Origin of the sequence: Brenneria rubrifaciens, from assembly GCF_005484945.1 — a bacterium.
Lineage (GTDB): Bacteria > Pseudomonadota > Gammaproteobacteria > Enterobacterales > Enterobacteriaceae > Brenneria > Brenneria rubrifaciens.
Window position 1 is genome coordinate 527,620 of the sequence record NZ_CP034035.1, and the last position, 23,220, is coordinate 550,839.

Genomic DNA, 23,220 nt, shown 5'->3' on the forward strand with positions numbered 1-23,220 from the left:
TTAATTTCTTGTCAGCGGTTTGTTATCGCGGGTAAATATAATTACTATTGTTAATAATTCTCATTTCTTTTTTAATCGAGTTTCTGGCGGAACATCCCCTATGCCGAACACCGTTATCAACGCGCTTGAGCATCCGATATTTTCCCGTTGTGAACCACGTCTGGCGGCTGCGTTACGTGCGTTGTTGCATCAGCATGTTCCTCATCGCCTTGATACGATCAAATTTGGCGAGGTGCCGCCTGCGGGAAGCCTAACGCTGGCGGAGTGGTCGCGTCCCGCGGTGTTTCACGCATTGGTGCGGCGTTACAGTGATGAGCGATATCGGGAACACCCGAATAGCGCGCGGGAAGAGAAACCGCTGCAATCGCTCTGGTCGCAGTGGTATTTAGGGTTGTTGGTTCCGCCATTGATGTTGGCATTGTTGATGCATTCCGTCGCGCCGGACTTTGCGCCGGAAAATATTTATGTCGAATTTCATCATACGGGGCGGGCCGCGGCGTTTTATATCGTCACGCAGCCGATGACCGATGCGCCGGTATCCCGGCATGAACGGCTGGAAACTTTGTTAACCCAGTGTATTACGCCGGTGGTTACCACGCTGAATGAGTTTGGCGTGTTGAATGCTAAACTGATCTGGAACAATACCGGCTACCTGATGCACTGGTTTTTGGGAACGATAGCGGCGCTGCTGCCCGCTGACGAGATTATTCATTTGAAAAACGAACTGTTCTTTTCCCGTACGCTGCTGGACGGTCGCGAGAATCCTTTATACCGCACGGTAATCCCTCGGGGAGGGGTGATTCAACGTCGCAGTTGCTGCCAGCGTTATCGTATTCCCGGCGTGGAGAAATGCCCGAGTTGTACGCTGAACACGGTATGAGAAAACGCGAGCGCCTGCCTGCGCCGTCGGTTCTCCTGACAGTATCACCCGGTGCCTTGTTGATATGATTAAGCTTTCCTTAGTGTTAGCGGGAGCGCGATAAAAGTCTACTCTCGCAGGGACTCGAAACGGAAAATTGATATAGCAAGCAAATCTGTCTGACGGGCGATTAGGCGGGGTATCATTATTCTTGTCGTGGTGGCGATAACGCTGCTGGCTATTCGTATTTATGATACCCAGCGTGGTCCCGCACTGGTTCCCTGGCACACCTATATTCCCAATGAACTTTCAGTGGAATAGCTGAATAACGCTGACTGGACGGCGTATTTGCGGGCAGAAGAAGGCCATTTCCGGCAGGTAAACCAGAATGTGACGCAGGCGCTGGACGCGGATGAAAAACGGCCAATCAATCGCTATTTTTCCGGTAGTCCGGTTTATCCCGGCAACTTTCTGCATGACTGGAACCGTTCTTATGAACTGATGCCCGACGGCGCGCCCAAAGGGGCGGTGGTGTTTTTGCATGGATGACCGATTCACCTTATAGCCTGCGGCATGTCGCTGAGCGTTATCGTCAGCGCGGTTTTGTGGCGGTGGGGATCGGTTCGCCGGCACACGGCACGGTGCCTGCCGCGTTGACGGATGTGCACTGGCGGGATTGGCTGGCAGCGACGCGTCTGGCGGTTCGGGAAGCTCAGTGCCATATCACTTCGGCTTCCGGGAACATCCTGCCGCTGCATATTGTGGGTTTTTCCAATGGCGGGGCGCTGGCCCTGAAATATGCGCTGGATTCGCTGGACGACGCGACGTTGATTCGACCTGATCAACTGATACTGATTTCCCCGATGATTGGTATCACCCGCTACGCGCGTTTTGCTGGTCTGGCGGGGTTGCCCGCCATCTTCCCGGCGTTTGCCAAACCAGGGTGGCTGGGGGTTTTGCCCGAATTCAACCCGTTCAAATATAATTCGTTTTCGGTGAACGGCGCACGTCAGTCATGGCTATTCACGCACCAACTGCAACGTCAACTGACCCGCAAGGCGCAGAGTCAGGCACTGGCGGCGCTACCGCCGGTACTGACGTTTCAGTCGGTGATGGATTTTACCGTCAGTACCCGGGCGGTCATTTCGGCGTTTTATAATCTACTGCCTGCCAACGGCAGCCAACTGGTGCTGTTTGATGTCAATCGTACGATCAATTTTGGGCCGCTGCTGCGTGATTCCGCCAACGGCGCGGTGAACCAGTGGCTTCCCCCCGCGCCGCGCCATTATGACACCACGGTGATCACCAATGCGGCCCCTGACAGCGCTCATGCCCTCGCGTTTGATGTTGATGCGGGAATGAAACAGGAGAACACCCGCGATTTGGGCATGGATTATCCCCCGGATGTTTACTCGTTATCGCATGTGGCATTGCCATTCCCGGATACGGATTCCCCGTACGGATGTTTCTCGCAAAATCCCCGGAAGTTTGGTTTGCCGCTGGGGGTGATTACAGCCCGCAGGGAGCGTTCAGTGCTGGTGGTCGATCTGGATACGCTGCTGCGCTTATCCTCAAAGCCTTTTTTCCCCTATTTGATGCAACGGATTGACGAGAAAATACCCTAGTAGCTCAACCAGCGCAGCCGACTGGCGTTTGAGTGAAATAATCTAATTTCAGTATGATTTTATCATTATTTTAACTAATCCGAATTGCAAAACCACACCGGTGTGATTATCTATTTTATTCAGTTTAAATATCATTAATTGATGATTAACTCTAATTTATAGGATTTTTATGCTTTATTTTTTTAAAAATAGAATTTTTATTCTTGTGCTTTTATGTTTTTTAAATCGCCTTTTTAAGCTTTCTATATAGTTTAACTTATGTTTACGGGTGTGGTTTAGCCGGCGCTTCGATGGTAAGTTCAGTAGCAAGGTAACGTTTGCGTGACGAGTTTCGATCTCCTGAACGCAGTGCTCTGAATAGAGGGAAAAGATGGCAAAGCAGACTCCGTTGTATCAGCAGCATCTGGCCGATGGCGCCAAAATGGTTGATTTTCACGGCTGGATGATGCCGCTGCATTACGGCTCTCAGTTGGACGAACACCACATCGTGCGCCGTGATGCCGGCATGTTCGATGTGTCCCACATGACGATTGTGGATTTGCACGGCGTCGGAACGCGCGAGTTTCTGCGCTACCTGCTGGCGAATGACGTTGCCAAACTCACTCAACCGGGCAAGGCGCTGTATACCGGCATGTTGAATGCGTCCGGTGGCGTGATCGACGATCTGATCGTGTATTTCCTGACGGAAACGTATTTCCGGCTGGTGGTGAACTCCGCCACGCGGGAAAAAGATCTGGCCTGGATCACCGAGCACGCCAAACCGTTCGCCATCGACATTCGCGAGCGTGACGATCTGGCGCTCATTGCCGTTCAGGGGCCGACCGCACAGGAAAAAGTCCGGGCTGTGCTCAAAGATTGCTATTCGCTGGATGCTGCCGGGATTGAACAGATTGCCGCGATGAAGCCATTTTTCGGCGCTCAGGCGAGTGACTTTTTCATTGCCACCACGGGATACACTGGCGAAGCCGGTTACGAAATTGCGCTGCCGCAGGCACAGGCGGCGAGCTTCTGGCAACAACTGTTGTCAGTGGGGGTCAAGCCCTGTGGATTAGGCGCCCGCGATACGCTGCGGCTGGAAGCGGGGATGAACCTCTACGGCCAGGATATGGATGAAGGCGTGTCCCCGCTTGCCGCCAACATGGGGTGGACCATCGCCTGGCAACCGCAGGATCGCCAGTTTATCGGCCGCGAAGCACTGGAAAAACAGCGTGAAACTCGGGGCGAGCAATTAGTTGGATTGGTGATGACTGAAAAAGGCGTATTGCGTAATGAATTGCCTGTGCGCTTTACTGATAGTGAGGGTGTGATGCAGGAGGGCGTCATTACCAGCGGATCGTTTTCACCTACCCTTGGGTTGAGCATTGCGCTGGCGCGTGTGCCTGTGGGCATTGGCAAACAGGCCATCGTCCAGATCCGCAACCGCGAACTGCCTGTGCATGTCACCCAACCCGGTTTCGTCCGTGCCGGAAAACCGATTGTTCATTATTAATTTTTGAAGGTTAAGGAGAAGGTGGCAATGAGCGATGTACCAGCAGAATTAAAATATACCGCTTCGCATGAGTGGGTGCTGTCTGAAGGCGAAGGAATTTACAGTGTGGGGATTACTGACTACGCGCAGTCGTTGTTGGGCGATATGGTGTTTATTGATCTGCCGGAAGTGGGCGCCATCGTCGCGGCGGGTGATGATTGCGCCGTTGCCGAGTCGGTAAAAGCGGCTTCCGATATTTACACGCCGATTAGCGGCGAGATTATCGAAGTCAATGAAGAGCTGGAAAACGCCCCTGAACTGGTAAACAGCGCGCCCTATACCGATGGCTGGCTGTTTCGGATCAGATCGTCTGACGAGTCTGATTTGAATGACCTGCTGGATGCGGAAAGCTATCAGGCCACGCTTGAAGAAGACGAGTAATGACATCGCTCTGGTTTCTGCTGAGCCAGGGCGTTTTTTATGGCGGGCTATCCTGCCTGCCCCCCTTTTCGGGCCGTCGCGAGCGACGTTGAAAAACGCTCCCGGCGTTTTTTATTCCCTTGCCCGGCGATAAGCCGGGGCAAAAGCATGTATTACGCAGGAAATTTCCGTAATGACTCAGACTCTCAGCCAACTTGAACATGACGGCGCTTTCGTTGAACGCCATATCGGTCCTTCCGCCAGTCAACAGCAGCACATGCTGTCTGTGGTCGGCGCGGCTTCATTGGAGGCGTTGATCCGGCAAATTGTGCCGGCTGATATTCAACTGCCCAGCCCGCCTGCGGTGGGAGAAGCGGTAACAGAGCATCAGGCGCTGGCTGAGCTGAAGGCGATTGCCAGCCGTAATCAGCGCTATAAAAGCTTTATCGGCATGGGATACAGCGCGGTGCTGATGCCGCCGGTGATCCTGCGTAATGTGCTGGAAAACCCTGGCTGGTACACGGCTTATACGCCGTATCAGCCGGAAGTGTCGCAAGGGCGTCTGGAAGCCTTGCTGAATTTTCAGCAGGTGACGCAGGATTTGACCGGGCTGGCACTGGCGTCGGCTTCGCTGCTGGATGAAGCGACCGCCGCCGCGGAAGCGATGGCGATGGCAAAGCGTATCAGTAAGCTGAAACAGGCTAACCGCTTCTTTGTGGCGGACGATGTCCACCCGCAAACGCTGGATGTGGTGCGCACGCGGGCCCGGACGTTTGGTTTTGAGGTGGTGGTGGGAAAAGCGGAAGCGGCGTTGAATGATGACGCCGTGTTCGGCGTGCTATTGCAACCGGCGGGCACCACCGGCGAACTGCACGACTATGGCAGCCTGATGGCGGAATTGAAAAATCGTAAAGTCGTTAGCTGCGTGGCGGCCGATATCATGGCGCTGGTGTTGCTGAGCGCACCGGGCAAGCAAGGGGCGGATATCGTTTTCGGCTCCGCCCAGCGCTTTGGCGTGCCGATGGGATACGGCGGTCCGCACGCCGCATTTTTCGCCTGCCGTGATGAGCATAAACGCGCGATGCCGGGCCGAATTATCGGCGTGTCGCGAGACGCCGCAGGGGACACCGCACTGCGTATGGCGATGCAGACGCGCGAGCAGCATATCCGCCGCGAAAAAGCCAACTCCAATATTTGCACCTCACAGGTGCTGCTGGCCAATATCGCCGGTCTGTATGCCGTTTTCCACGGCCGGGAAGGTCTGAAACGTATTGCCGGACGTATTCATCGCCTGACGGATATTCTGGCGCTCGGCTTACGTCAGGGCGGCATGACGCTGCGCCACCGAACCTGGTTTGATACCCTGACCGTCGATGTCGCGGATAAGACGACGACGCTCAGCCGGGCGCTGAGTTTTGGCATTAACCTGAGAGACGATCTGGATGGCGCGATCGGCATTACGCTGGACGAAACCACCACACGCGAAGATGTGCTGGCGCTGTTTGCCGTACTGTTGGGCGACGCGCACGGGCTGGATATTGAGGTGCTGGATACGGCGCTCAATCAGCATGCCGCGTCCATTCCATCAACGCTGTTGCGTGACGATGTGATTTTGTCGCACCCGGTTTTCAATCGTTATCACAGTGAAACTGAGATGATGCGCTATCTGCATCGTCTGGAGCGTAAAGATCTGGCGCTCAATCAGGCGATGATCCCGCTAGGCTCTTGTACTATGAAGCTTAATGCGGCGGCGGAAATGCTGCCGATTACCTGGCCGGAGTTTGCGGAACTGCATCCGTTTTGCCCGCCGGAGCAGGCGCTTGGCTATCGGCAGATGATCGAACAGCTGTCCGGCTGGCTGGTGCAACTGACGGGTTATGACGCGGTCTGCATGCAGCCCAATTCGGGAGCGCAGGGGGAGTATGCGGGGCTGCTGGCGATTCGCCGCTACCATGAAAGTCGTGATGACGCGGCGCGTGATATCTGCCTGATCCCAAGTTCTGCGCACGGAACCAACCCGGCGTCGGCGCAGATGGCGGGAATGAGCGTAGTGGTGGTAGCCTGCGATAAGCAGGGCAATATCGATCTGCACGATTTGCGTGAAAAAGCGCAGACGGCGGGCGAGCGGCTCTCCTGTATCATGGTGACCTATCCTTCAACCCACGGCGTTTATGAAGAAACCATCCGCGAGGTGTGTCAGATCGTGCATCAGTACGGCGGCCAGGTGTATCTGGATGGCGCCAACATGAATGCGCAGGTCGGCATTACCACGCCGGGTTATATCGGTGCGGATGTCTCTCACCTCAACCTGCATAAAACGTTTTGCATCCCGCACGGCGGCGGCGGTCCGGGCATGGGGCCGATTGGGGTAAAAGCGCACCTGGCGCCGTTTGTGCCGGGGCACCAGGTGGTAAAAATCGACGGCGTGCTGACCGGTCAGGGCGCGGTGTCCGCCGCCCCGTTCGGCAGCGCCTCTATCCTGCCGATCAGCTGGATGTATATCCGCATGATGGGTGCGGAAGGATTGAAACAGGCGAGCCAGACGGCGATCCTCAACGCCAACTATATCGCCACGCGGCTGAAATCGGCGTTTCCGGTGCTGTATACCGGACGTGATGGACGCGTCGCGCACGAGTGTATTCTTGATATCCGACCACTGAAAGAAAGCAGCGGCATCAGTGAAATGGACATCGCCAAACGCCTGATTGACTATGGCTTCCACGCGCCGACCATGTCATTCCCGGTGGCGGGAACGTTAATGGTCGAGCCGACGGAATCAGAAAGTCAGGAGGAACTGGATCGCTTTATCGATGCGCTGCTGGCGATCCGTTCGGAAATCGATCGCGTAGTGAGCGGTGAATGGCCGCTGGAAGATAACCCGCTGGTGAATGCGCCGCATACTCAGGCTGAACTGGTTGCCGACTGGACGCATCCTTACAGCCGCGAATTAGCGGTGTTCCCGGCGGGCGGCGAAAACAAATACTGGCCGACCGTGAAACGCCTGGACGATGTTTACGGCGACCGTAACCTGTTCTGTTCATGTGTACCGATGGCGGATTACCTGTAATCCATCACCCCTGAGAAATTGGCCCGCCAGTTGTGAGGCGGGCTGATTTCTATGCTGGATGCTATCGCGCTCTCCCCCCGCCTGACAGTGATTCAAACGCTCTTCAAGTCTGGTCCTCTGCGGTTCTCAACCGTTGACGCCATCGTGATCGAAAATATTGACAGAAAAGTCCCCTTGTAGATGAAGGCGCTGGAAGCGGTGCTGATGGATGAGACGAATTCGGCAGAAAACAGAGTGTATTTAATAGCACGCTTATTTTGATCATTAAAAATATTTCACTGCAAATAAACTGTCACTGAACTGCCGTTTCTCTGACATGTAACGTATTTATGGTGTCCCTTCCATGTTTCACTTCTGTGACTAATTTGTTTATGCGTGCAAAATGCTTTCCTTACCTTGTGCTAATGCCAACGCTGGTTTTCCTTTTTGCTTTTACCTATTTTCCTCTGCTGCGTTCAGCCATCGATAGTCTCTATGATACCCGGATGAACGCCGACCAGCCGTTATTCGTCGGAATGGATAACTTTATCCGTCTATTGCAGGATGATGTGTTCTGGCAGGCGTTGCTGAACAACGTGTTGTATATCCTGATGACGGTGATCCCTGGTGTATCACTGGCGCTGCTGCTGGCCGTGATGCTGTGGGAAAATACGCGGATCAACCGCTGGCTGCGTACCGCGTTTTTCTTTCCGATGATTATTCCGCTGGTGAGCGCGGCAACGTTGTGGCTGTTCATTTTCATGCCAGGACTCGGCCTGATGGATTACTATCTGGCGAAGCTGTTCGGTCCGATGAACAACAACTATCTCGGCATGAGCAACAGCGCGCTGGTGGCGGTGAGCGTGATTGGCATCTGGAAATTTGCCGGTTACTACATGCTGTTCTTCCTCGCCGGTCTGCAAGCCATTTCCTCCTCGGCGCGGGAAGCCGCGTTGATGGAAGGGGCGTCAAGACGCCAGGTCTTTTTTTATGTCACTTTACCGTTACTGCGACCGACTATCGCATTTGTGGTGACGATTGCCTTTATTTATGCCATTACCCAGATTGACCACGTCGCGGTGATGACGCGCGGCGGACCGAATAACGCCACCACCGTATTGCTCTACTACATTCAGGATCTGGCGAACGATACTCACGATCTTGGCAAAGCCTCTGCCGCGACTTTTCTGACGCTGGCGTTGCTGTTTGCATTTTCCATCATGAACCTGAAAGTGCTGGAAAAGGGGGCGCATTATGAACGCTGAACATCCGCTGCGCGTGACCTCGCGTTTTACGCTGCCGCTGCTGCTGATTTGCGCGGCCTTACTGTGGATAAGTCCGTTTATCTGGATGCTGTCGTCTTCCGTTAGCACCAGCAGTTTCGGGAGCGACATGGCCTCGCTTTTGCCGCGTTTGCCGCTGACGCTGGATAATTTCCGCGATGCATGGGATAGCGCGGATTGGCTGCGTCTCTATGCCAACACGCTGATTTTTTCATTGGGAACTTTCCTGGTGCAGCTCGTGACGATCACCACCGCCGGATACATCTTCGCCTATCACCAGTTTCGCGGCAAAACGCTGCTGTTTTATCTGCTGCTGATCCAACTGATGATCATGCCGGTTGTCATGATGGTGCCAAACATGATGACGCTGAAGCAGTTGGGGCTGTTGAACACGCTGACGGGCGTGATGATGCCGTACTTTGCTTCGGCGTTCGGCGTGTTCCTGATGCGTCAGGCATTTCTCAACATCGCCAAAGAGATTGAGGAAGCGGCGCTAATGGAAGGGTGCCGCTGGTGGCAGGTGGTCTTTCACGTCCTTATCCCCATGACCTGGCCTTCTATTCTGGCTTTTGCCACCGTCAGTATTACCTATCACTGGAATGAGTATCTCTGGCCGCTGATGGTTCTGAACGATCCTGATAAACAGGTGCTGACCATTGGTCTGGTGTCGTTCGCCATGGGCGCGGAATCCGGGGGGCAATGGGGACTGATTTGTGCCGGCACGCTGCTGGTGTGTCTGCCGCTGATGGTGGCGTTTGTACTGTTCCAGAAGCAGTTTCTGAGCAGTTTTGGTTTTTCAGGCATCAAGTGATTGCCTTTCAAGAAGCACAAAGAGGTAGGAGTTATGTTACTGGCACAGATTTCCGATCTGCATTTTCGCAGTGAAGGCCGCAAGCTCTATGAGTTTATTGACGTAAATGGAGCGAATGCCGAGGTTGTTAATCAACTGAATTCGCTGCGTGAGCGCCCGGATGCGGTGGTGATAAGCGGTGATATCGTCAACTGCGGCCGACCGCAGGAGTATCAGGTCGCACAGCGCGTGTTGCAGATGCTGGATTATCCGCTGTATGTGATACCGGGAAATCATGATGATAAACGTCATTTTTTGCATGCCATGCGCCCGCTTTGCCCGCTGTTGGGGGATGACCCGGACAATATCCATTATGTGGTGGACGATTTTCCTCTGCGTTTGCTGTTTATCGATTCCAGCCTGACAGGGCAATCGAAAGGATGGTTGACGCCCTCCACGCTGGATTGGCTGGAGAAGCAACTGGCCGATCATCAGGATCGCGAAACGGCCATTTTTATGCACCATCCACCGATCCCGCTCGGTTCTGCGCAGATGGACCCCATCGCCTGTGAGAACGGCCATGAGTTGCTGGTATTGATCGAACGCTTCCCGCAACTGACCAGGGTATTCTGCGGCCACACTCATCGTTTGATCGTGACGCAGTGTCGTCAGGCCATTATTGCCACGGTGCCCGGTACGGTGCATCAGGTGCCTTATTTTCACCATGACAAGGCGCCTTACTACAATCTTGAACCCGCCGCCGTGGTAATGCACCGCTATGTCCCGCATACAGGACTGGTCAGCTACAGCCAGTTGCTTACGCCGTTCGCCGGTCCCTATCTCTATGACCCTCGTATCAGCTGCCCGGTGGATGAGTCATGACCGTGATCCAGTTACGTAATATCAGTAAACAGTTCGAACAAACGCAGGCGCTGTCTTCGCTGTCGCTGGACATCGCCGACGGCGAATTTCTGGTGTTGGTGGGGCCGTCCGGCTGCGGTAAAAGCACACTGCTGCGCATGTTGGCCGGCTTGGAAACGGTGAGTGCGGGGCAAATCCTGCTGGGCGAAGAGGACATCACCGCATGGAGCCCGAAACAGCGTAATTTTTCGATGATTTTCCAGAATTATGCGCTATTTCCTCACCTGACGGTGGAGCAAAACATCACATTCGGGATGCGGATGCGCGGCGAGCCGAAGGCGGACTATCCCCAGCGCGTGCAGCGGGTTGCCAGCCTGTTGCAGCTTGAACCGCTACTCAGGCGTAAACCGGGAAAACTTTCCGGCGGTCAGCGTCAGCGGGTGGCGATGGCACGGGCGATTGTACGTGATCCCCGGCTTTTTCTGATGGACGAGCCGCTCTCGAATTTGGATGCCCGTCTGCGCAGCGAAGTGCGGGACGGCATTATGGCGCTGCACCAGCAGTTGAAAACCACCACCGTGTATGTCACGCACGACCAGATTGAAGCCATGACCATGGCGGACAGGATTGCTGTTCTGGATCGCGGCGTCTTGCAACAGGTTGGCACGCCTGAACAGCTTTATTCTCATCCGGCCAATGTGTTTGTGGCGGGGTTTATCGGTACGCCGGCGATGAATATGATCACCTTGCCCTGTGCGGACGGTAGCGCTTTTTTGCTGGAGCAGGTTATCGAGCTGCCCGCCACTGAGGAAGCCCGCGAGATGACGGGTGTGCTGTTGGGGATTCGCCCTGAACATATTAGCGAACAGGCCGCATCAGACGGCGGATTGCAGTTGCCGGGCACGGTAACGCAGCGGGAATTGTTTGGGGCTGAGTACCTGATTCATGTGGATACCCCGTTGGGGAGGATTCGCTATCGCCGGCCAAATCGCGATGGCGTTCCGGGCGTAGGAACGCCCCTTACCCTTAATTTTTCACCGCAGGATTGTCATTGGTTTTCCGGGCAGACCGCCCGTAATTTATCCCAGGAGAAAATAGATGCATAAGCCCCGTATTATTGCGTTGGCGCTGGCCTTGCTGATGTCTGGCCCGGCGCTGGCGAAGCAGAGTATTGATTTCATGTTCCCTGCTCCGGTTGACGGCAAACTGACGATGGAGATGAAGCGCATCATCAAAGAGTACAATCAGTCCCAGGATCAGGTAGAAGTGCGCGGCATTTTTACCGGCGGCTACGATACCACCAAAGTGAAAGCTGAAGCCGCCGCCAAAGCGGGCGATCCGCCGGCGTTGGTGATCATGTCCGCGAATTTCACTGCCGATCTGGTCATCAAGGATGAAATTCTGCCGATGGATGAGCTGTTCAAATACGGCAATGAAAAAGCCACGCCGTTCCTGACCAAAAACTTCTGGCCGGCGCTGCATCAGAACGCACAGGTAATGGGCGTGACCTACGCCATTCCATTTCATAATTCGACGCCGATTCTTTATTACAACCAAGATATGTTGAAGCAGGCTGGCTTCAATGAACCGCCGAAAAACTGGAATGAAGTGGTCACGATCGCGAAAAAACTCACCGATCCGGCGAAAGGGCAATGGGGCATCATGATCCCGTCCACCAATGATGACTATGGCGGCTGGATGCTGTCGGCGCTGACGCGTGCCAACGGCGGCGCCTATTACAACGCTGACTATCCCGGCGAGGTGTATTACAACACGGCCTCAACCAAAGGGGCGTTACAGTTCTGGCGCAATTTGGTTCACCGCGACAAAGTGATGCCGGGCGGCGTGTTGAACTCCAAGCAAATCAGCGCCGCTTTTTTTTCAGGCAAGTTAGGGATGGCGATGCTAAGTACCGGCGCGCTGGGCTTTATGCGTGAAAATACTAAGGATTTCCAACTGGGCGTGGCGATGATGCCGGAAGAAGAACGGCGCGGCGTGACCATTGGCGGCGCCAGTCTGGTGAGCTTCAAAGGGATTTCCGAAGAGCAGAAGAAAGCGGCCTGGCAATTCCTGAACTATCTGGTCAGCCCGGAAGTGAGCGGCAGTTGGAGCCGATTTACCGGTTATTTCGCCCCGCGTATGGCGGCGTATGATCTGCCGGAAATGAAAGATTACCTGGCTAAAGATCCTCGAGCGGCGATCGCGCTCTCGCAGTTGCAATATGCGCACCCGTGGTACGCCACCTATGAAACGGTGGCGGTGCGCAAGGCGATGGAAAACCAGCTTGCCGCGTTATTGAATGATCCGGCGCTGAACGTGGATAAAGCTGCCGCCGCCGCTCAGCAGGAGGCGGATACGATCATGAAGCCTTATGTGGAGAAAACAGCGCTCAGCTTGCCGAAATAGCAGGGGGTGCTGACGTCTGCATCATTCAGGTTCGATGCGGGTTTCGGGCGTGATAAATAGAGGAATATGCCACGTCCGACACGGGGTGGCGAATCGCCGCCCCGTGTCCTCGGTTTTTCACGAGAAGTTCAGCCGTTTCGCGGTCCATCAGCACCACTTACGCGTCTAAAAGCGCGATTTCCTTACAATAACCATCCTTTGGCTTTCGCCTCTTCCAGGTGCTGTTTCAGGTATCGCCACAGCTCAGGATTGATATTGGCAATGAAATCGGCGCGGCCTAATACCTGCTCCAAACGAATGCCGTTTTCCACCCAGCTTTGTCCGCCGTTATGCAAATTCATTAGCATCGGCATGATGCGATCGATCATCAGGGCAAATTGGGCGCTGGCGGTTTCGCCCGCTTCGTATTCCAGCCATAGCGCGTGGAATTGCCGGCGCTGCGGTTCCGGCAGCAGGCCGAAAATCCGCGCCGCGGCAGCGACTTCCCGATCGTGAACGGCAAGGCGGGCAGGGAGATCGTAAACCATGACGTCACCGGCATCGATCTCGACGATATCGTGGATCAGCGCCATTTGGATCACCCGCGGCATATCCACGTCTTTGCCCGCGTAGGGCGCTAACGCCATTGCCGCGACTGCAAAATGCCAGCTGTGTTCGGCAGAATCTTCATGGCGATCGCTGCCGATGATTTTTGAGCGGCGCTGTACATGCTTTAGCTTATCAATTTCCATCAAAAAGCCGATCACGTCGGTCAGGGGACCGAAATTCAGAACAGATGGGGCAGACGACATTAAAACCACCTCTTGCAGTTAAAACCGGGGGAAGGTGCCGTGGGTAGTGAAGTGGATAATTGTAGGGGAAGTAACCGAAGATTTACATGAATGATTATTTTGAAAAATGAAATGTTAAGTTGCGTAATTATTATAGCTTACACATGTACACTGAAACTATTCTCGGTTAAGCTGTTCAAAGGTTAAACACCACGGCTTGCCGGTCGGCGTCATTTCAGCGGCAGGCGCGGATAGGCTGTTTCTGAATAAGGTAAACATGTCAAAGCGTATACGTGAGCCAGGATATTCGCTGGCAGAGGAAATCGCGAATAGCGTAAGCCATGGAATTGGTCTGGTTCTTGGTATCGTTGGGCTGGTGTTACTGTTGGTTCAGGCGGTTAATAGTGGTGCGGATGGCGTCGCCATCGCCAGTTACAGTCTTTATGGTGGCAGCATTGTTCTTCTGTTTCTCGCTTCGACACTCTATCACGCCATTTCTTCCCCTCGGATCAAACACTGGTTGAAAAAATTCGATCACTGTGCAATTTATGTGTTGATTGCCGGAACCTATACGCCGTTTTTGCTAGTGGGACTTGATTCACCGCTGGCGGATGGACTGATGGTGGTGATTTGGAGTATGGCGCTATCGGGCATTGTCTTTAAACTGGCTTTTGCCCATCGTTTTGAAGTGCTGTCGCTTGTCACTTATCTGGTGATGGGGTGGCTGTCGCTGGTGGTGATTTATCAGCTTGCCATGACGCTTTCTGTGGCAGGCATCACGCTGTTGGCGATAGGCGGCGTGGTTTACACGCTGGGGGTGATCTTTTACGCCAGTGAGCGTATTCCCTACAATCATGCCATCTGGCATGGTTTTGTGCTCGGGGGCAGCGTGTGCCACTTTCTGGCGATTTATCTGTATGTATGACTCAAGCGCGCCGTTTGGTTACGCGTCCTCCTCCCTGGGTGCGGCATCGTATATCTCGCTCAGTCGACTATTTCATATGGCAGCGGCCGAATTCTTAACTGACTGTCGGCATCTTCCCGTACGCGCAACAGACTGTCGGCGTCCAGATCGTTATTCATGACCACCTGAACCCACACACTTTCATCTTGTAAACGGCATGCCGACAGCACGGTGCCGGTACGCCGCCAGTTTTCCCCTAATTGCAGTTCCAGATCCTCTCCCGCCTCGGGAACGCGGCTGGCCCGGCCCGCCACCCAATAAAGCGCTCGTTTGTTGGCGCCGCGGTATTTGGCCCGCGCCACCATTTCCTGTCCGGCGTAGCAGCCTTTACTGAAGCTAATGCCGTTTAATGCCTGTAAATTGGTCGCTTGCGGGATGAACTGCACGCTGTTTACGCTGTCAATAATCGGCAAGCCGGATTCAATGTCTAAAGCTTGCCATTGACGGCTGTCATTTAAGCCGGTTTTTCCTTCAAGCAGTTCCAGCAGTGACGCGTATTGTTCAGAAGACAACACCAGCAGGAAGCGTTCTGTCGGTAAGGAGAAGTGCAGCAGGGTCGCCCCCTCATGTTGAACGACCGTATGCTCGGCATCCGGCAGCGTGCTGAACATGGCAGACAGCAGTTCGCGAATTTGCGCGCCGGCGGCGCCCAGTAGAATGACGTTGTCGTCCGCTGCTATCGTGGTTTTAGAAAAAACAGCGTATTTTTTCAGCTCGCCGAGTTGGGTGTCTCGTAAGTTACGGCGTTCGATAAACGCGAAACCATCGCCGCGTTGGAAAAGGCGCAAGCTGCTCCACATTTTTCCTTTGGCGTCGCAGTGCGCGCAAAGAATATGCTGGTCGGCAGGCAATGCGGCAACATCGGCCGTCACCTGACCTTGCAGGTATTTGATGGTGTCAGGGCCGGTTAGCGTCACCAGCGCCCAATCATCCAGAGAGATAAGCGTTGCGGGGAGCCGGGCTGAAGCAAACGGGCGCTGTGATGCAAAAGGAAATGGGTTAGCCATATTACGATCCTGCTGCTTGGTGCAGTATTTGAATGACCTAATGGTAAAATAGCCGCGAAGGTTTGCAAGCTCTTATTAATTGTTTGCAACCGGTAATTATGCGCACAGCTTCGCAGCGCGACGTGATAGCGCTGCCTTGCACCGGTAAAATATGTCAAAGTGTTACTATTAGTTTAATGCCTGTCGTTGAAATCGGGTTACACTAGCGGCAAGCATCGATAACAAGGTGGATAAGAAGCATGGAAATCGATAATAAGTCTCGGATTCACTGGGCATGTCGCCGTGGCATGCGTGAGCTGGATCTTTCTATCATGCCTTTTTTTGAGCATGAGTATGACGCATTGAGCGATGATGACAAACGAACGTTTGTGCGTCTGTTGCAATGTGACGATCCCGATCTGTTTAACTGGCTGATGAATCACGGCGAACCGCAAGATCAGGCGTTAAAGCGCATGGTTTCCCTTATCCAGATGCGAAATAAAGACCGTGGCCCAGTGGCAATGTGATCTGCGTGTTTCCTGGCGCATGCAGCTTTTTTCACTGATCGTGCATGGGCTATTGGTGTTGCTGATCCTGCTGGCTCCCTGGCCGGATGGTTACGCCGTGGTGTGGCTGGGACTGGTTACGCTGGTGGTGTTCGGCTTTATTCGTAGTCAACGAAATATTAAATCCCGGCAAGGGGAAATTTCACTACGCAGCGAGACGAATCTGCGCTGGCAGCAACAGGAATGGCAAATCGTCAAACGTCCCTGGGTGTTGAATAATGGCATTTTGCTCTCTTTGAAAGCGTCCGATGGGAAAGCGCGGCAGAGGCTGTGGCTGGCGTCCGACAGCATGGGAGACGACGAATGGCGTCATTTGCGCCAGTTGCTGTTGCAGCCTAAAAGCTGGGTAAGATAAGAAAAACGCCAGCGGCGATTTACGGGGATTGACGCAGCAGGTATCTTACGCGCCATTCAATAAGAGAGAAACTGATGACGACGCCCGCTGATAAACATGCTGTGCAAAAAAACGAACTGCACCCGCGCAACCGCCACCGTGGTCGATATGATTTTACTGCGCTAAAGCAGACCTACCCGGAACTGATACCCTTTGTGAAAGTGAATCCCTACGGCGATGAGTCGATGGATTTTGCGGACCCTGAAGCGGTGAAAGTATTGAATCAGGCGTTGCTGCGTCATTTCTACCAGATTGAACACTGGACGATCCCGGAAGGCTTTCTCTGCCCGCCGGTGCCCGGCCGGGCCGACTATATTCACCACCTTGCCGACCTGCTGGCGGAGGATAATGGCTCGGTCATACCGCGTGAGGCGTCGGTGCTGGATGTCGGTTGCGGCGCCAACTGCGTTTATCCGCTGATTGGTCATCGTGAATATGGCTGGCGTTTTACCGGCAGTGAAATCAATGTACAGGCGATGCAGGCGGCCAATGCCACTATCGAGGCCAACCCCGGCCTGAATCGTGCCATTCGCCTGCGCCGTCAGAAAAACAGCAAAGCCATTTTGAGCGGTGTTATTCACAAGAATGAAACTTTTGACGCTGTACTCTGCAACCCGCCTTTTCATGCTTCCGCCGCACAAGCGCGTCAGGGGTCACAACGTAAGTTGCATAATCTGGGATTGGATAGGCATTCGCCGCTCAATTTTGGTGGCCAGCAGGATGAACTCTGGTGTGAAGGGGGAGAGATGGCCTTTATCAGCCAGCTGATCGGAGAGAGCGCCAGCTTTGCCCGGCAGTGCCTGTGGTTTACCTCGCTGGTATCGCGCAAGGAAAATCTGCCTGAGCTTTATCGTGTGCTGGAAGAGGTCGGCGCGGAAAAGATCAGAACCATCAACATGGCGCAGGGGCAGAAACAGAGCCGCTTTGTGGCATGGAGCTTTTTTGACGGCGGCGCCCGCGCCAGATGGTTACAGAAGCGGTGATCCGCGTTTACAGCAGTGGCGCCATTTCCAGCAGAATTTGCTCACACCACTGTTCAATGCGTTCATCGCTCAGATCGTATTGGTTAACTTCATCCAGCGCCAGACCGACAAACTGTTTGCCATCGGTGGTTAGCGGTTTGGGGCTGGTGAAGTCGTAACCTTCCGTCGGCCAGTAACCGATGAATTTCACACCCAACGGTAAAAGTTGTTCGTGCAGCATGCCCAGCGCATCAAGAAACCATTCTCCGTAACCTAACTGGTCGCCCATGCCATATAGCGCTACGATCTTGCCGCTGAGATTAAGCGTCGGAAGTTGTTCCCATATCTTTTCCCAGTCTTCCTGAATTTCGCCAAAGTCCCAGGTCGGGATGCCGAGGATCAGTACGCCGTAATCTTCCATATGTTGCGGAGCAACGTCTTTAACGTTGTGCAGATCCACCAGATCTTCACCCAAAATGTCGCGGATCTTCTCCGCCGCCATTTCGGTATAGCAGGTACTTGAGCCGTAAAACAGACCAATTTTCATAAGCGGTAGAGTAAGTGTCGGGTTAATGTAAATGACGATGTTGGAAACGGGTATTCTAGAATGAGGACACCAGGAAAGGAAGCGCGGTGAGGACTGTCGCCCTCACCGGCAGGCATTAGCCCAGAGGCTGATGGCGCGTTTCTTTGGTCGCCAGAAGCGCAATCAGCGTCAGCGACGCCATTGCTGCGAGATAGACGCCAACGTAGAACAGGCCGTAATTCGCCGTCAGCCAGGCGGCAATATAAGGTGCGACAGACGCGCCCAGAATAGATGACACGTTATAGGAGAACGACGCGCCGGTGTAGCGTACTTCCGTCGGGAACAGCTCCGGCAATAACGCGCCCATTGGACCAAATGTCAGTCCCATTAGGCTCAGGCCGAGTACCAGGAAGCCCATGACCAGCGCCTGATTACCGGAACCCAGCAGAGCCGGGAACAGCATGGAGAATGCCAGCATGATACAGGTGACGACAATCATGGTTTTACGGCGTCCAAACGCATCCGCCAGATAGCCCGCCACAGGGATCGTCAAGCCAAAACCGATGACCGCCACCATCAGCATCCACAGAAAGCTGTTGCGGGAGAAACCGAGGCCGTCTGGAACCGGCTTGGTGCCATAGGTCATGGAGTAAACGGTCATGATGTAGAACAGCGTGTAGGTGGCCAGCATAATGAACGTGCCGAGGATCGTGGCTTTCAGGTGCTTGCTGAGCAGCGTGCCCATTGGGATACGAACCTGTTTACCGGTTTTGACCGCTTTGGTGAATACCGGCGCCTCATGCAGAGAAATCCGGACGTACAGACCGATCAATACCAGCACGGCGGAGGCGATAAACGGTACGCGCCAGCCCCACGACATAAACTGTTCCTCAGTCAGCAGCCACGACAGCAGCAGGAAGGTGCCGTTAGCAAAGAAGAAGCCAATGGGGGCGCCCAGTTGCGGGAACGAACCGTACAGCGCGCGTTTGTGCGCCGGCGCATTCTCGGTCGCCAGCAGCGCCGCGCCGCCCCATTCGCCACCCAGCCCCAGCCCCTGCCCGAATCGGGCCAGCGCCAGTAGGATGGGCGCAAGAATACCGATGGTTTCGTAGCTGGGCAGCAACCCGATCAGAACGGTTGAAATCCCCATAGTCAGTAACGAGGCCACCAGTGTGACTTTACGCCCGACGCGATCGCCGAAATGACCAAACAGCGCCGAGCCAATCGGACGGGCGATAAATGCGATGGCGAAGGTCGCCAGAGATTGCAGCGTGGCGGCCGTCGGGTCACCCTGCGGAAAGAAAATATGCGGAAACACCAGCACGGCGGCGGTGGCATAAATATAGAAATCAAAAAACTCGATAGCTGTTCCCACCAGAGAGGCAACAATAACTTTATTTCTGGAGTTGACCGGTGAAACGTCGGCCTCTGCGTCGATAGCGGGAGTGATGGTGGCTTGCATGGTGATTTATCTTTTTAACAACACGAACGGCTATTCTATGCATAGAAAAAATCGCTTTTCAACGGAGATTCCGTAGGGGGATAGTGCACATGGAACCGGCGTCTGGAGCCTATTCCGGCATAGGGAGCATACGTAAAATATAATCTTATCGCATGAAGTTTTTACCGCAGAATGTTATTGCGATGTGAGATATAACGGGATATATGAGATCCGGCAATCTCTGCGATTATTATCTCCTTCATCTTCCAAATCGCCGCCGCGTGGGTGAGTCTTGCAATTTATTGGCGATATCGCGACGATTAACGCCTTAGCGGATTGCTCAGGCATAATAGGGGGCATGAGTGAAAGAGGACACCGCGATGCAGGCACAGGATCATGCATTCATTGAGCAATTTCTTGATGCGTTGTGGCTGGAGCGCAATCTGGCGGAAAATACGCTGGCCTCTTACCGGTTGGATTTACACGCCCTGGCTGGCTGGCTGACGCGCCATGACAATGATTTGCTGCATGCGCAGGCCATCGACCTGCAATCGTTTCTGGCCGAGCGGGTTGAAGGGGGATATAAGGCCACCAGTTCGGCGCGTTTACTGAGTGCCATGCGTCGGCTGTTCCAGTATCTCTACCGGGAAAAAATCCGCAGTGACGATCCCAGCGCCGTGCTCTCATCGCCTAAATTACCGCAGCGTTTACCGAAAGATCTGAGCGAAGCGCAGGTGGATGCCTTGCTGAATGCGCCGAGTATTGATCAGCCACTGGAATTGCGCGATAAAGCGATGCTGGAAGTATTGTATGCCACGGGGTTGCGCGTTTCTGAACTGGTAGGGCTGACCATCAGCGATGTCAGTTTGCGTCAGGGGGTGGTGCGGGTGATCGGCAAGGGAAACAAAGAGCGTTTGGTGCCGCTGGGCGAAGAAGCGGTGTATTGGATTGAGTATTATCTCGAACACGGTCGGCCGTGGCTGCTGAACGGCCAGACGCTGGATGTGCTGTTCCCCAGTAACCGGGCGCAGCAAATGACGCGGCAGACCTTCTGGCATCGCATTAAGCATTATGCGATCCTGGCATCCATTGACGGCGATAAGCTGTCCCCGCATGTGTTGCGCCATGCGTTTGCCACCCATTTATTGAACCACGGTGCGGATTTGCGGGTCGTACAGATGCTGTTGGGCCACAGCGATCTCTCCACCACCCAGATTTATACCCATGTTGCAACGGAGCGCCTGAAACAGCTTCACCAGCGGCATCACCCGCGGGCGTAACACAAGATGATAGGTGAACGCGCGTCACGACCGGATCAATACGGAATATTTACGGATAAACTAAAACAGGAACGATGAAATGAAAAAAGGGCTATTACTGCTTTCCCTTCTGGTGGCAACGGCTACAGGCTTTGCTCACGCTGATGATTCGCCTATCAAACAGACGCTGACCCGGATGGGAATGCAGGACGCGCAAATTCAGCCCGCGCCGGTGGCGGGAATGAAAACCGTGCTGACGGACAGCGGCGTGTTCTATATCAGCGCAGACGGCAAACATTTAATCCAGGGGCCGCTGTATGACGTCAGCGGTAAAACGCCGCTGAACCTGACGAATCAGATTCTGAAGGGAAAAATGGATGCGTTGCAGGATCAGATGATTGTCTATAAAGCGGCGCAGGAAAAACATGTCATTACTGTGTTTACCGATATCACCTGCGGCTATTGCCACAAGTTGCATGAACAAATGAAAGAGTACAACGCGCTGGGGATCACCATTCGCTACCTGGCTTTTCCGCGTCAGGGGCTGGACTCCCCGGCGAAAAAAGACATGCAATCCATCTGGTGTATGGCTAACCGCAACAACGCGTATGATGCCGCGCTGAAAGGCGAAGAGATTTCGCCTGCCACCTGCAAAACCGATATCGCCGCCCACTTCCGGCTTGGCGTGCAGTTCGGCGTGAAGGGAACCCCGACCATTGTGTTGGACGATGGCACGGTGGTGCCCGGTTATCAGGGACCGAAAGAGATGCTGGCGATGCTGGATGAACACAAAGCATCGTTGAACACGGGCGATTGACGTAACGTGGAGCGGATAACACAACTCCGCCGGCGTCCGCGGGCGGAGGATATTGATTTACCCGCGACAGTGCCGCCCTTGCTGCGTCGCTTGTATGCGCAACGCGGTATTAAAGGCGCACAGGAGTTGGAGCGCGGTTTGCGCGGCCTGCTGGATTACCGCTTGCTGAGCGGTATCGGGCGGGCCGTCGATTTTCTGCACCGGGCGCTGTCGGACCAGCGCCGCATCGTAATTGTCGGCGACTTTGACGCCGACGGCGCAACCAGTACCGCGCTGACGGTGCTGGCGCTGCGTAGCATGGGCGGCGTTGACGTAAAGTATCTGGTGCCGAACCGCTTTGAGGATGGCTACGGGCTAAGCCCGGAAGTCGTCGCGCAGGCGGCGGCGCTGGGGGCTGACGTTATTGTCACGGTGGATAACGGCATTTCTTCCCACGCCGGCGTGGATGACGCGCATCGGCGCGGCATTGCCGTGCTGGTGACTGACCACCATTTGCCGGGTGAAACCTTGCCCGCCGCCGATGCCATGATTAACCCAAGTCTGCGCGACTGCGCGTTTCCGTCGAAATCGCTGGCGGGCGTCGGGGTCGCCTTCTATTTGATGATGGCTTTACGGGCGCATCTGCGTGACATCGGCTGGTTTACCGCGAAAGCGCTGGCGGAGCCGAATCTGGCTGAATTGCTGGATCTGGTGGCGTTGGGGACGGTAGCGGATGTGGTGCCGCTGGACGCCAATAATCGTATTCTTGTGGCGCAGGGGCTGAGCCGTATTCGCGCCGGAAAATGCCGTCCGGGCATCAAAGCGCTGCTGGAGGTGGCGAACCGTGAGGGCGGACAACTGGTCGCCAGCGATCTTGGTTTCGCGCTTGGGCCGCGGTTGAACGCCGCCGGGCGGCTGGACGATATGTCGGTCGGCGTGGCGCTGCTGCTCTGCGATGATATTGCTCAGGCGCGTATGCTGGCTAGCGATCTGGACGCGCTTAACCAGACGCGCCGTGGAATAGAGCAAGGGATGCAAGTGGAGGCGCTGCGCCTGTGCGAAACGCTGGAGCGCAGCCGCGACCAACTGCCATACGGTCTGGCGATGTATCACCCTGAATGGCATCAAGGGGTGGTTGGCATTCTGGCCTCACGCATCAAAGAGCGGTTTCACCGTCCGGTCATTGCCTTTGCTCCTGCGGGCGACGGCATGCTGAAAGGATCGGGGCGTTCCATCGCCGGCCTGCATCTGCGCGATGCGCTGGAGCGTCTGGATACGTTGTATCCGGGGATGATGCTGAAATTCGGCGGTCACGCTATGGCGGCGGGGTTAACACTGATGGAAGAACAGTTTGATGGTTTCCGTCAGCGCTTTGGCGAACTGGTCGGCGAATGGCTGGATGCCTCGCAACTTGAGGGGGTTATCTGGTCGGATGGCGAACTGGCGCAGCCGGAGTTGTGTTTATCCACGGCGGAGATGCTGCGTGACGCCGGACCCTGGGGGCAATCGTTTCCTGAACCGACGTTCGACGGCCGTTTTCGTATCCTGCAACAGAAACTGGTCGGCGAGCGGCATCTGAAAGTGATGGTGGAGCCGGTAAACGGCGGCCCGCTGCTGGATGGTATTGCGTTTAATGTGGATACGCTGTTGTGGCCGGACAGCAGCGTGCGCGAGGCGGAGCTGGCGTATAAGCTGGATGTGAATGAGTTTCGCGGTAAGCGCTCGGTGCAACTGCTGATTCAGCATTTATGGCCGCTGTAATCAGGCTGATGAATAGAGTGTAAACCGTGCGTTTAAT

General features: G+C 54.7%; 20 protein-coding genes and 1 pseudogene. 17 read left to right on the forward strand and 4 right to left on the reverse strand.

The window, feature by feature from the left end; all coding sequences use genetic code 11:
• Nucleotides 1–100: 100 nt before the first annotated feature.
• The 10 genes and pseudogenes from fhuF to EH207_RS02610 all read left to right on the forward strand — a co-directional run bounded on the left by fhuF (nt 101) and on the right by EH207_RS02610 (nt 12,758).
• Nucleotides 101–880, forward strand: coding sequence for a siderophore-iron reductase FhuF (gene fhuF / locus EH207_RS02565; RefSeq protein ID WP_137712596.1), 780 nt, complete (start codon nt 101–103; stop codon nt 878–880).
• A gap of 300 nt (nt 881–1,180) precedes the next feature.
• Nucleotides 1,181–2,484: pseudogene (locus EH207_RS02570) on the forward strand (alpha/beta hydrolase).
• Between the two features lie 370 nt (nt 2,485–2,854).
• Nucleotides 2,855–3,973 carry a glycine cleavage system aminomethyltransferase GcvT gene (gcvT, locus tag EH207_RS02575; RefSeq protein WP_137712597.1) on the forward strand — a complete coding sequence of 373 codons (1,119 nt, stop codon included), beginning with the start codon at nt 2,855–2,857 and terminating at the stop codon, nt 3,971–3,973.
• A 27-nt stretch (nt 3,974–4,000) separates the two neighbouring features.
• Nucleotides 4,001–4,393 (forward strand): glycine cleavage system protein GcvH, encoded by a 393-nt coding sequence (gcvH, locus tag EH207_RS02580; RefSeq protein WP_137712598.1) that lies wholly within the window; start codon nt 4,001–4,003, stop codon nt 4,391–4,393.
• A gap of 172 nt (nt 4,394–4,565) precedes the next feature.
• Complete coding sequence (gene gcvP / locus EH207_RS02585; protein ID WP_137712599.1) at nt 4,566–7,439, forward strand: aminomethyl-transferring glycine dehydrogenase; 2,874 nt, start codon at nt 4,566–4,568, stop codon at nt 7,437–7,439.
• A 371-nt stretch (nt 7,440–7,810) separates the two neighbouring features.
• Nucleotides 7,811–8,683: a carbohydrate ABC transporter permease gene (locus EH207_RS02590; RefSeq protein ID WP_137712600.1), complete on the forward strand. Its 873-nt coding sequence runs from the start codon at nt 7,811–7,813 to the stop codon at nt 8,681–8,683.
• Nucleotides 8,673–9,512, forward strand: a complete 840-nt coding sequence (locus tag EH207_RS02595) for a carbohydrate ABC transporter permease (RefSeq protein WP_137712601.1) — start codon at nt 8,673–8,675, stop codon at nt 9,510–9,512. The genes EH207_RS02590 and EH207_RS02595 overlap by 11 nt, the downstream gene beginning before the upstream one ends.
• 33 nt (nt 9,513–9,545) lie before the next feature.
• Nucleotides 9,546–10,373 carry a phosphodiesterase gene (locus EH207_RS02600; RefSeq protein WP_137712602.1) on the forward strand — a complete coding sequence of 276 codons (828 nt, stop codon included), beginning with the start codon at nt 9,546–9,548 and terminating at the stop codon, nt 10,371–10,373.
• Complete coding sequence (locus EH207_RS02605; protein WP_137712603.1) at nt 10,370–11,458, forward strand: ABC transporter ATP-binding protein; 1,089 nt, start codon at nt 10,370–10,372, stop codon at nt 11,456–11,458. Before EH207_RS02600 ends, EH207_RS02605 begins: the two co-directional genes overlap by 4 nt.
• Nucleotides 11,451–12,758: an ABC transporter substrate-binding protein gene (locus EH207_RS02610; protein ID WP_137712604.1), complete on the forward strand. Its 1,308-nt coding sequence runs from the start codon at nt 11,451–11,453 to the stop codon at nt 12,756–12,758. The genes EH207_RS02605 and EH207_RS02610 overlap by 8 nt, the downstream gene beginning before the upstream one ends.
• Before the next feature lie 182 nt (nt 12,759–12,940).
• On the opposite strand, the gene EH207_RS02615 is transcribed toward EH207_RS02610, so the two are convergent.
• Nucleotides 12,941–13,549, reverse strand: a complete 609-nt coding sequence (locus tag EH207_RS02615) for an HD domain-containing protein (protein WP_137712605.1) — start codon at nt 13,547–13,549, stop codon at nt 12,941–12,943.
• Nucleotides 13,550–13,805: 256 nt separating this feature from the next.
• Between EH207_RS02615 and trhA the strand changes: the two genes are divergently transcribed.
• Nucleotides 13,806–14,453 carry a PAQR family membrane homeostasis protein TrhA gene (gene trhA, locus EH207_RS02620; protein ID WP_137712606.1) on the forward strand — a complete coding sequence of 216 codons (648 nt, stop codon included), beginning with the start codon at nt 13,806–13,808 and terminating at the stop codon, nt 14,451–14,453.
• Between the two features lie 59 nt (nt 14,454–14,512).
• Here the strand turns inward: trhA and ygfZ are convergent, their stop codons facing one another.
• On the reverse strand, nt 14,513–15,499 hold the full coding sequence (ygfZ, locus tag EH207_RS02625) for a tRNA-modifying protein YgfZ (protein ID WP_137712607.1): 987 nt from the start codon (nt 15,497–15,499) through the stop codon (nt 14,513–14,515).
• Between the two features lie 239 nt (nt 15,500–15,738).
• Between ygfZ and sdhE the strand changes: the two genes are divergently transcribed.
• The 3 genes from sdhE (at nt 15,739) to rlmF (ending at nt 17,421) form a co-directional block, all read left to right on the forward strand.
• A complete protein-coding gene (sdhE, locus tag EH207_RS02630; protein WP_137712608.1) occupies nt 15,739–16,005 on the forward strand; it encodes an FAD assembly factor SdhE in 267 nt (88 codons plus the stop codon).
• Nucleotides 15,986–16,399: a protein YgfX gene (locus EH207_RS02635; protein ID WP_137712609.1), complete on the forward strand. Its 414-nt coding sequence runs from the start codon at nt 15,986–15,988 to the stop codon at nt 16,397–16,399. The genes sdhE and EH207_RS02635 overlap by 20 nt, the downstream gene beginning before the upstream one ends.
• Before the next feature lie 74 nt (nt 16,400–16,473).
• The gene (rlmF, locus tag EH207_RS02640; RefSeq protein ID WP_137712610.1) at nt 16,474–17,421 is read left to right on the forward strand and encodes a 23S rRNA (adenine(1618)-N(6))-methyltransferase RlmF; all 948 of its coding nucleotides are present in this window, start codon (nt 16,474–16,476) and stop codon (nt 17,419–17,421) included.
• 7 nt (nt 17,422–17,428) lie between these two features.
• On the opposite strand, the gene fldB is transcribed toward rlmF, so the two are convergent.
• Both fldB and EH207_RS02650 read right to left on the reverse strand, forming a co-directional pair.
• The gene (gene fldB / locus EH207_RS02645; RefSeq protein WP_137712611.1) at nt 17,429–17,947 is read right to left on the reverse strand and encodes a flavodoxin FldB; all 519 of its coding nucleotides are present in this window, start codon (nt 17,945–17,947) and stop codon (nt 17,429–17,431) included.
• 115 nt (nt 17,948–18,062) lie between these two features.
• Nucleotides 18,063–19,388: an MFS transporter gene (locus tag EH207_RS02650; RefSeq protein WP_137712612.1), complete on the reverse strand. Its 1,326-nt coding sequence runs from the start codon at nt 19,386–19,388 to the stop codon at nt 18,063–18,065.
• 359 nt (nt 19,389–19,747) lie between these two features.
• Here EH207_RS02650 and xerD point away from each other — a divergent pair, with 359 nt between their 5' ends.
• The 3 genes from xerD (at nt 19,748) to recJ (ending at nt 23,183) form a co-directional block, all read left to right on the forward strand.
• Complete coding sequence (gene xerD / locus EH207_RS02655) at nt 19,748–20,647, forward strand: site-specific tyrosine recombinase XerD (RefSeq protein WP_137715236.1); 900 nt, start codon at nt 19,748–19,750, stop codon at nt 20,645–20,647.
• Between the two features lie 79 nt (nt 20,648–20,726).
• A complete protein-coding gene (dsbC, locus tag EH207_RS02660; RefSeq protein ID WP_137712613.1) occupies nt 20,727–21,443 on the forward strand; it encodes a bifunctional protein-disulfide isomerase/oxidoreductase DsbC in 717 nt (238 codons plus the stop codon).
• 6 nt (nt 21,444–21,449) lie between these two features.
• A complete protein-coding gene (recJ, locus tag EH207_RS02665; protein ID WP_137712614.1) occupies nt 21,450–23,183 on the forward strand; it encodes a single-stranded-DNA-specific exonuclease RecJ in 1,734 nt (577 codons plus the stop codon).
• The last annotated feature ends 37 nt before the right edge of the window (nt 23,184–23,220 follow it).

Bases quoted from the DNA above. Each gene is read 5' to 3' on its own strand.
- EH207_RS02595 (WP_137712601.1), top strand. From the start codon at position 8,673: ATGAACGCTGAACATCCGCTGCGCGTGACCTCGCGTTTTACGCTGCCG.
- trhA (WP_137712606.1), top strand. From the start codon at position 13,806: ATGTCAAAGCGTATACGTGAGCCAGGATATTCGCTGGCAGAGGAAATC.
- fhuF (WP_137712596.1), top strand. From the start codon at position 101: ATGCCGAACACCGTTATCAACGCGCTTGAGCATCCGATATTTTCCCGT.
- sdhE (WP_137712608.1), top strand. From the start codon at position 15,739: ATGGAAATCGATAATAAGTCTCGGATTCACTGGGCATGTCGCCGTGGC.
- dsbC (WP_137712613.1), top strand. From the start codon at position 20,727: ATGAAAAAAGGGCTATTACTGCTTTCCCTTCTGGTGGCAACGGCTACA.
- EH207_RS02615 (WP_137712605.1), bottom strand. From the start codon at position 13,549: ATGTCGTCTGCCCCATCTGTTCTGAATTTCGGTCCCCTGACCGACGTG.
- EH207_RS02650 (WP_137712612.1), bottom strand. From the start codon at position 19,388: ATGCAAGCCACCATCACTCCCGCTATCGACGCAGAGGCCGACGTTTCA.
- gcvH (WP_137712598.1), top strand. From the start codon at position 4,001: ATGAGCGATGTACCAGCAGAATTAAAATATACCGCTTCGCATGAGTGG.
- xerD (WP_137715236.1), top strand. From the start codon at position 19,748: ATGCAGGCACAGGATCATGCATTCATTGAGCAATTTCTTGATGCGTTG.
- EH207_RS02590 (WP_137712600.1), top strand. From the start codon at position 7,811: ATGCGTGCAAAATGCTTTCCTTACCTTGTGCTAATGCCAACGCTGGTT.
- EH207_RS02600 (WP_137712602.1), top strand. From the start codon at position 9,546: ATGTTACTGGCACAGATTTCCGATCTGCATTTTCGCAGTGAAGGCCGC.
- gcvP (WP_137712599.1), top strand. From the start codon at position 4,566: ATGACTCAGACTCTCAGCCAACTTGAACATGACGGCGCTTTCGTTGAA.
- EH207_RS02610 (WP_137712604.1), top strand. From the start codon at position 11,451: ATGCATAAGCCCCGTATTATTGCGTTGGCGCTGGCCTTGCTGATGTCT.
- EH207_RS02605 (WP_137712603.1), top strand. From the start codon at position 10,370: ATGACCGTGATCCAGTTACGTAATATCAGTAAACAGTTCGAACAAACG.
- ygfZ (WP_137712607.1), bottom strand. From the start codon at position 15,499: ATGGCTAACCCATTTCCTTTTGCATCACAGCGCCCGTTTGCTTCAGCC.
- gcvT (WP_137712597.1), top strand. From the start codon at position 2,855: ATGGCAAAGCAGACTCCGTTGTATCAGCAGCATCTGGCCGATGGCGCC.
- rlmF (WP_137712610.1), top strand. From the start codon at position 16,474: ATGACGACGCCCGCTGATAAACATGCTGTGCAAAAAAACGAACTGCAC.
- fldB (WP_137712611.1), bottom strand. From the start codon at position 17,947: ATGAAAATTGGTCTGTTTTACGGCTCAAGTACCTGCTATACCGAAATG.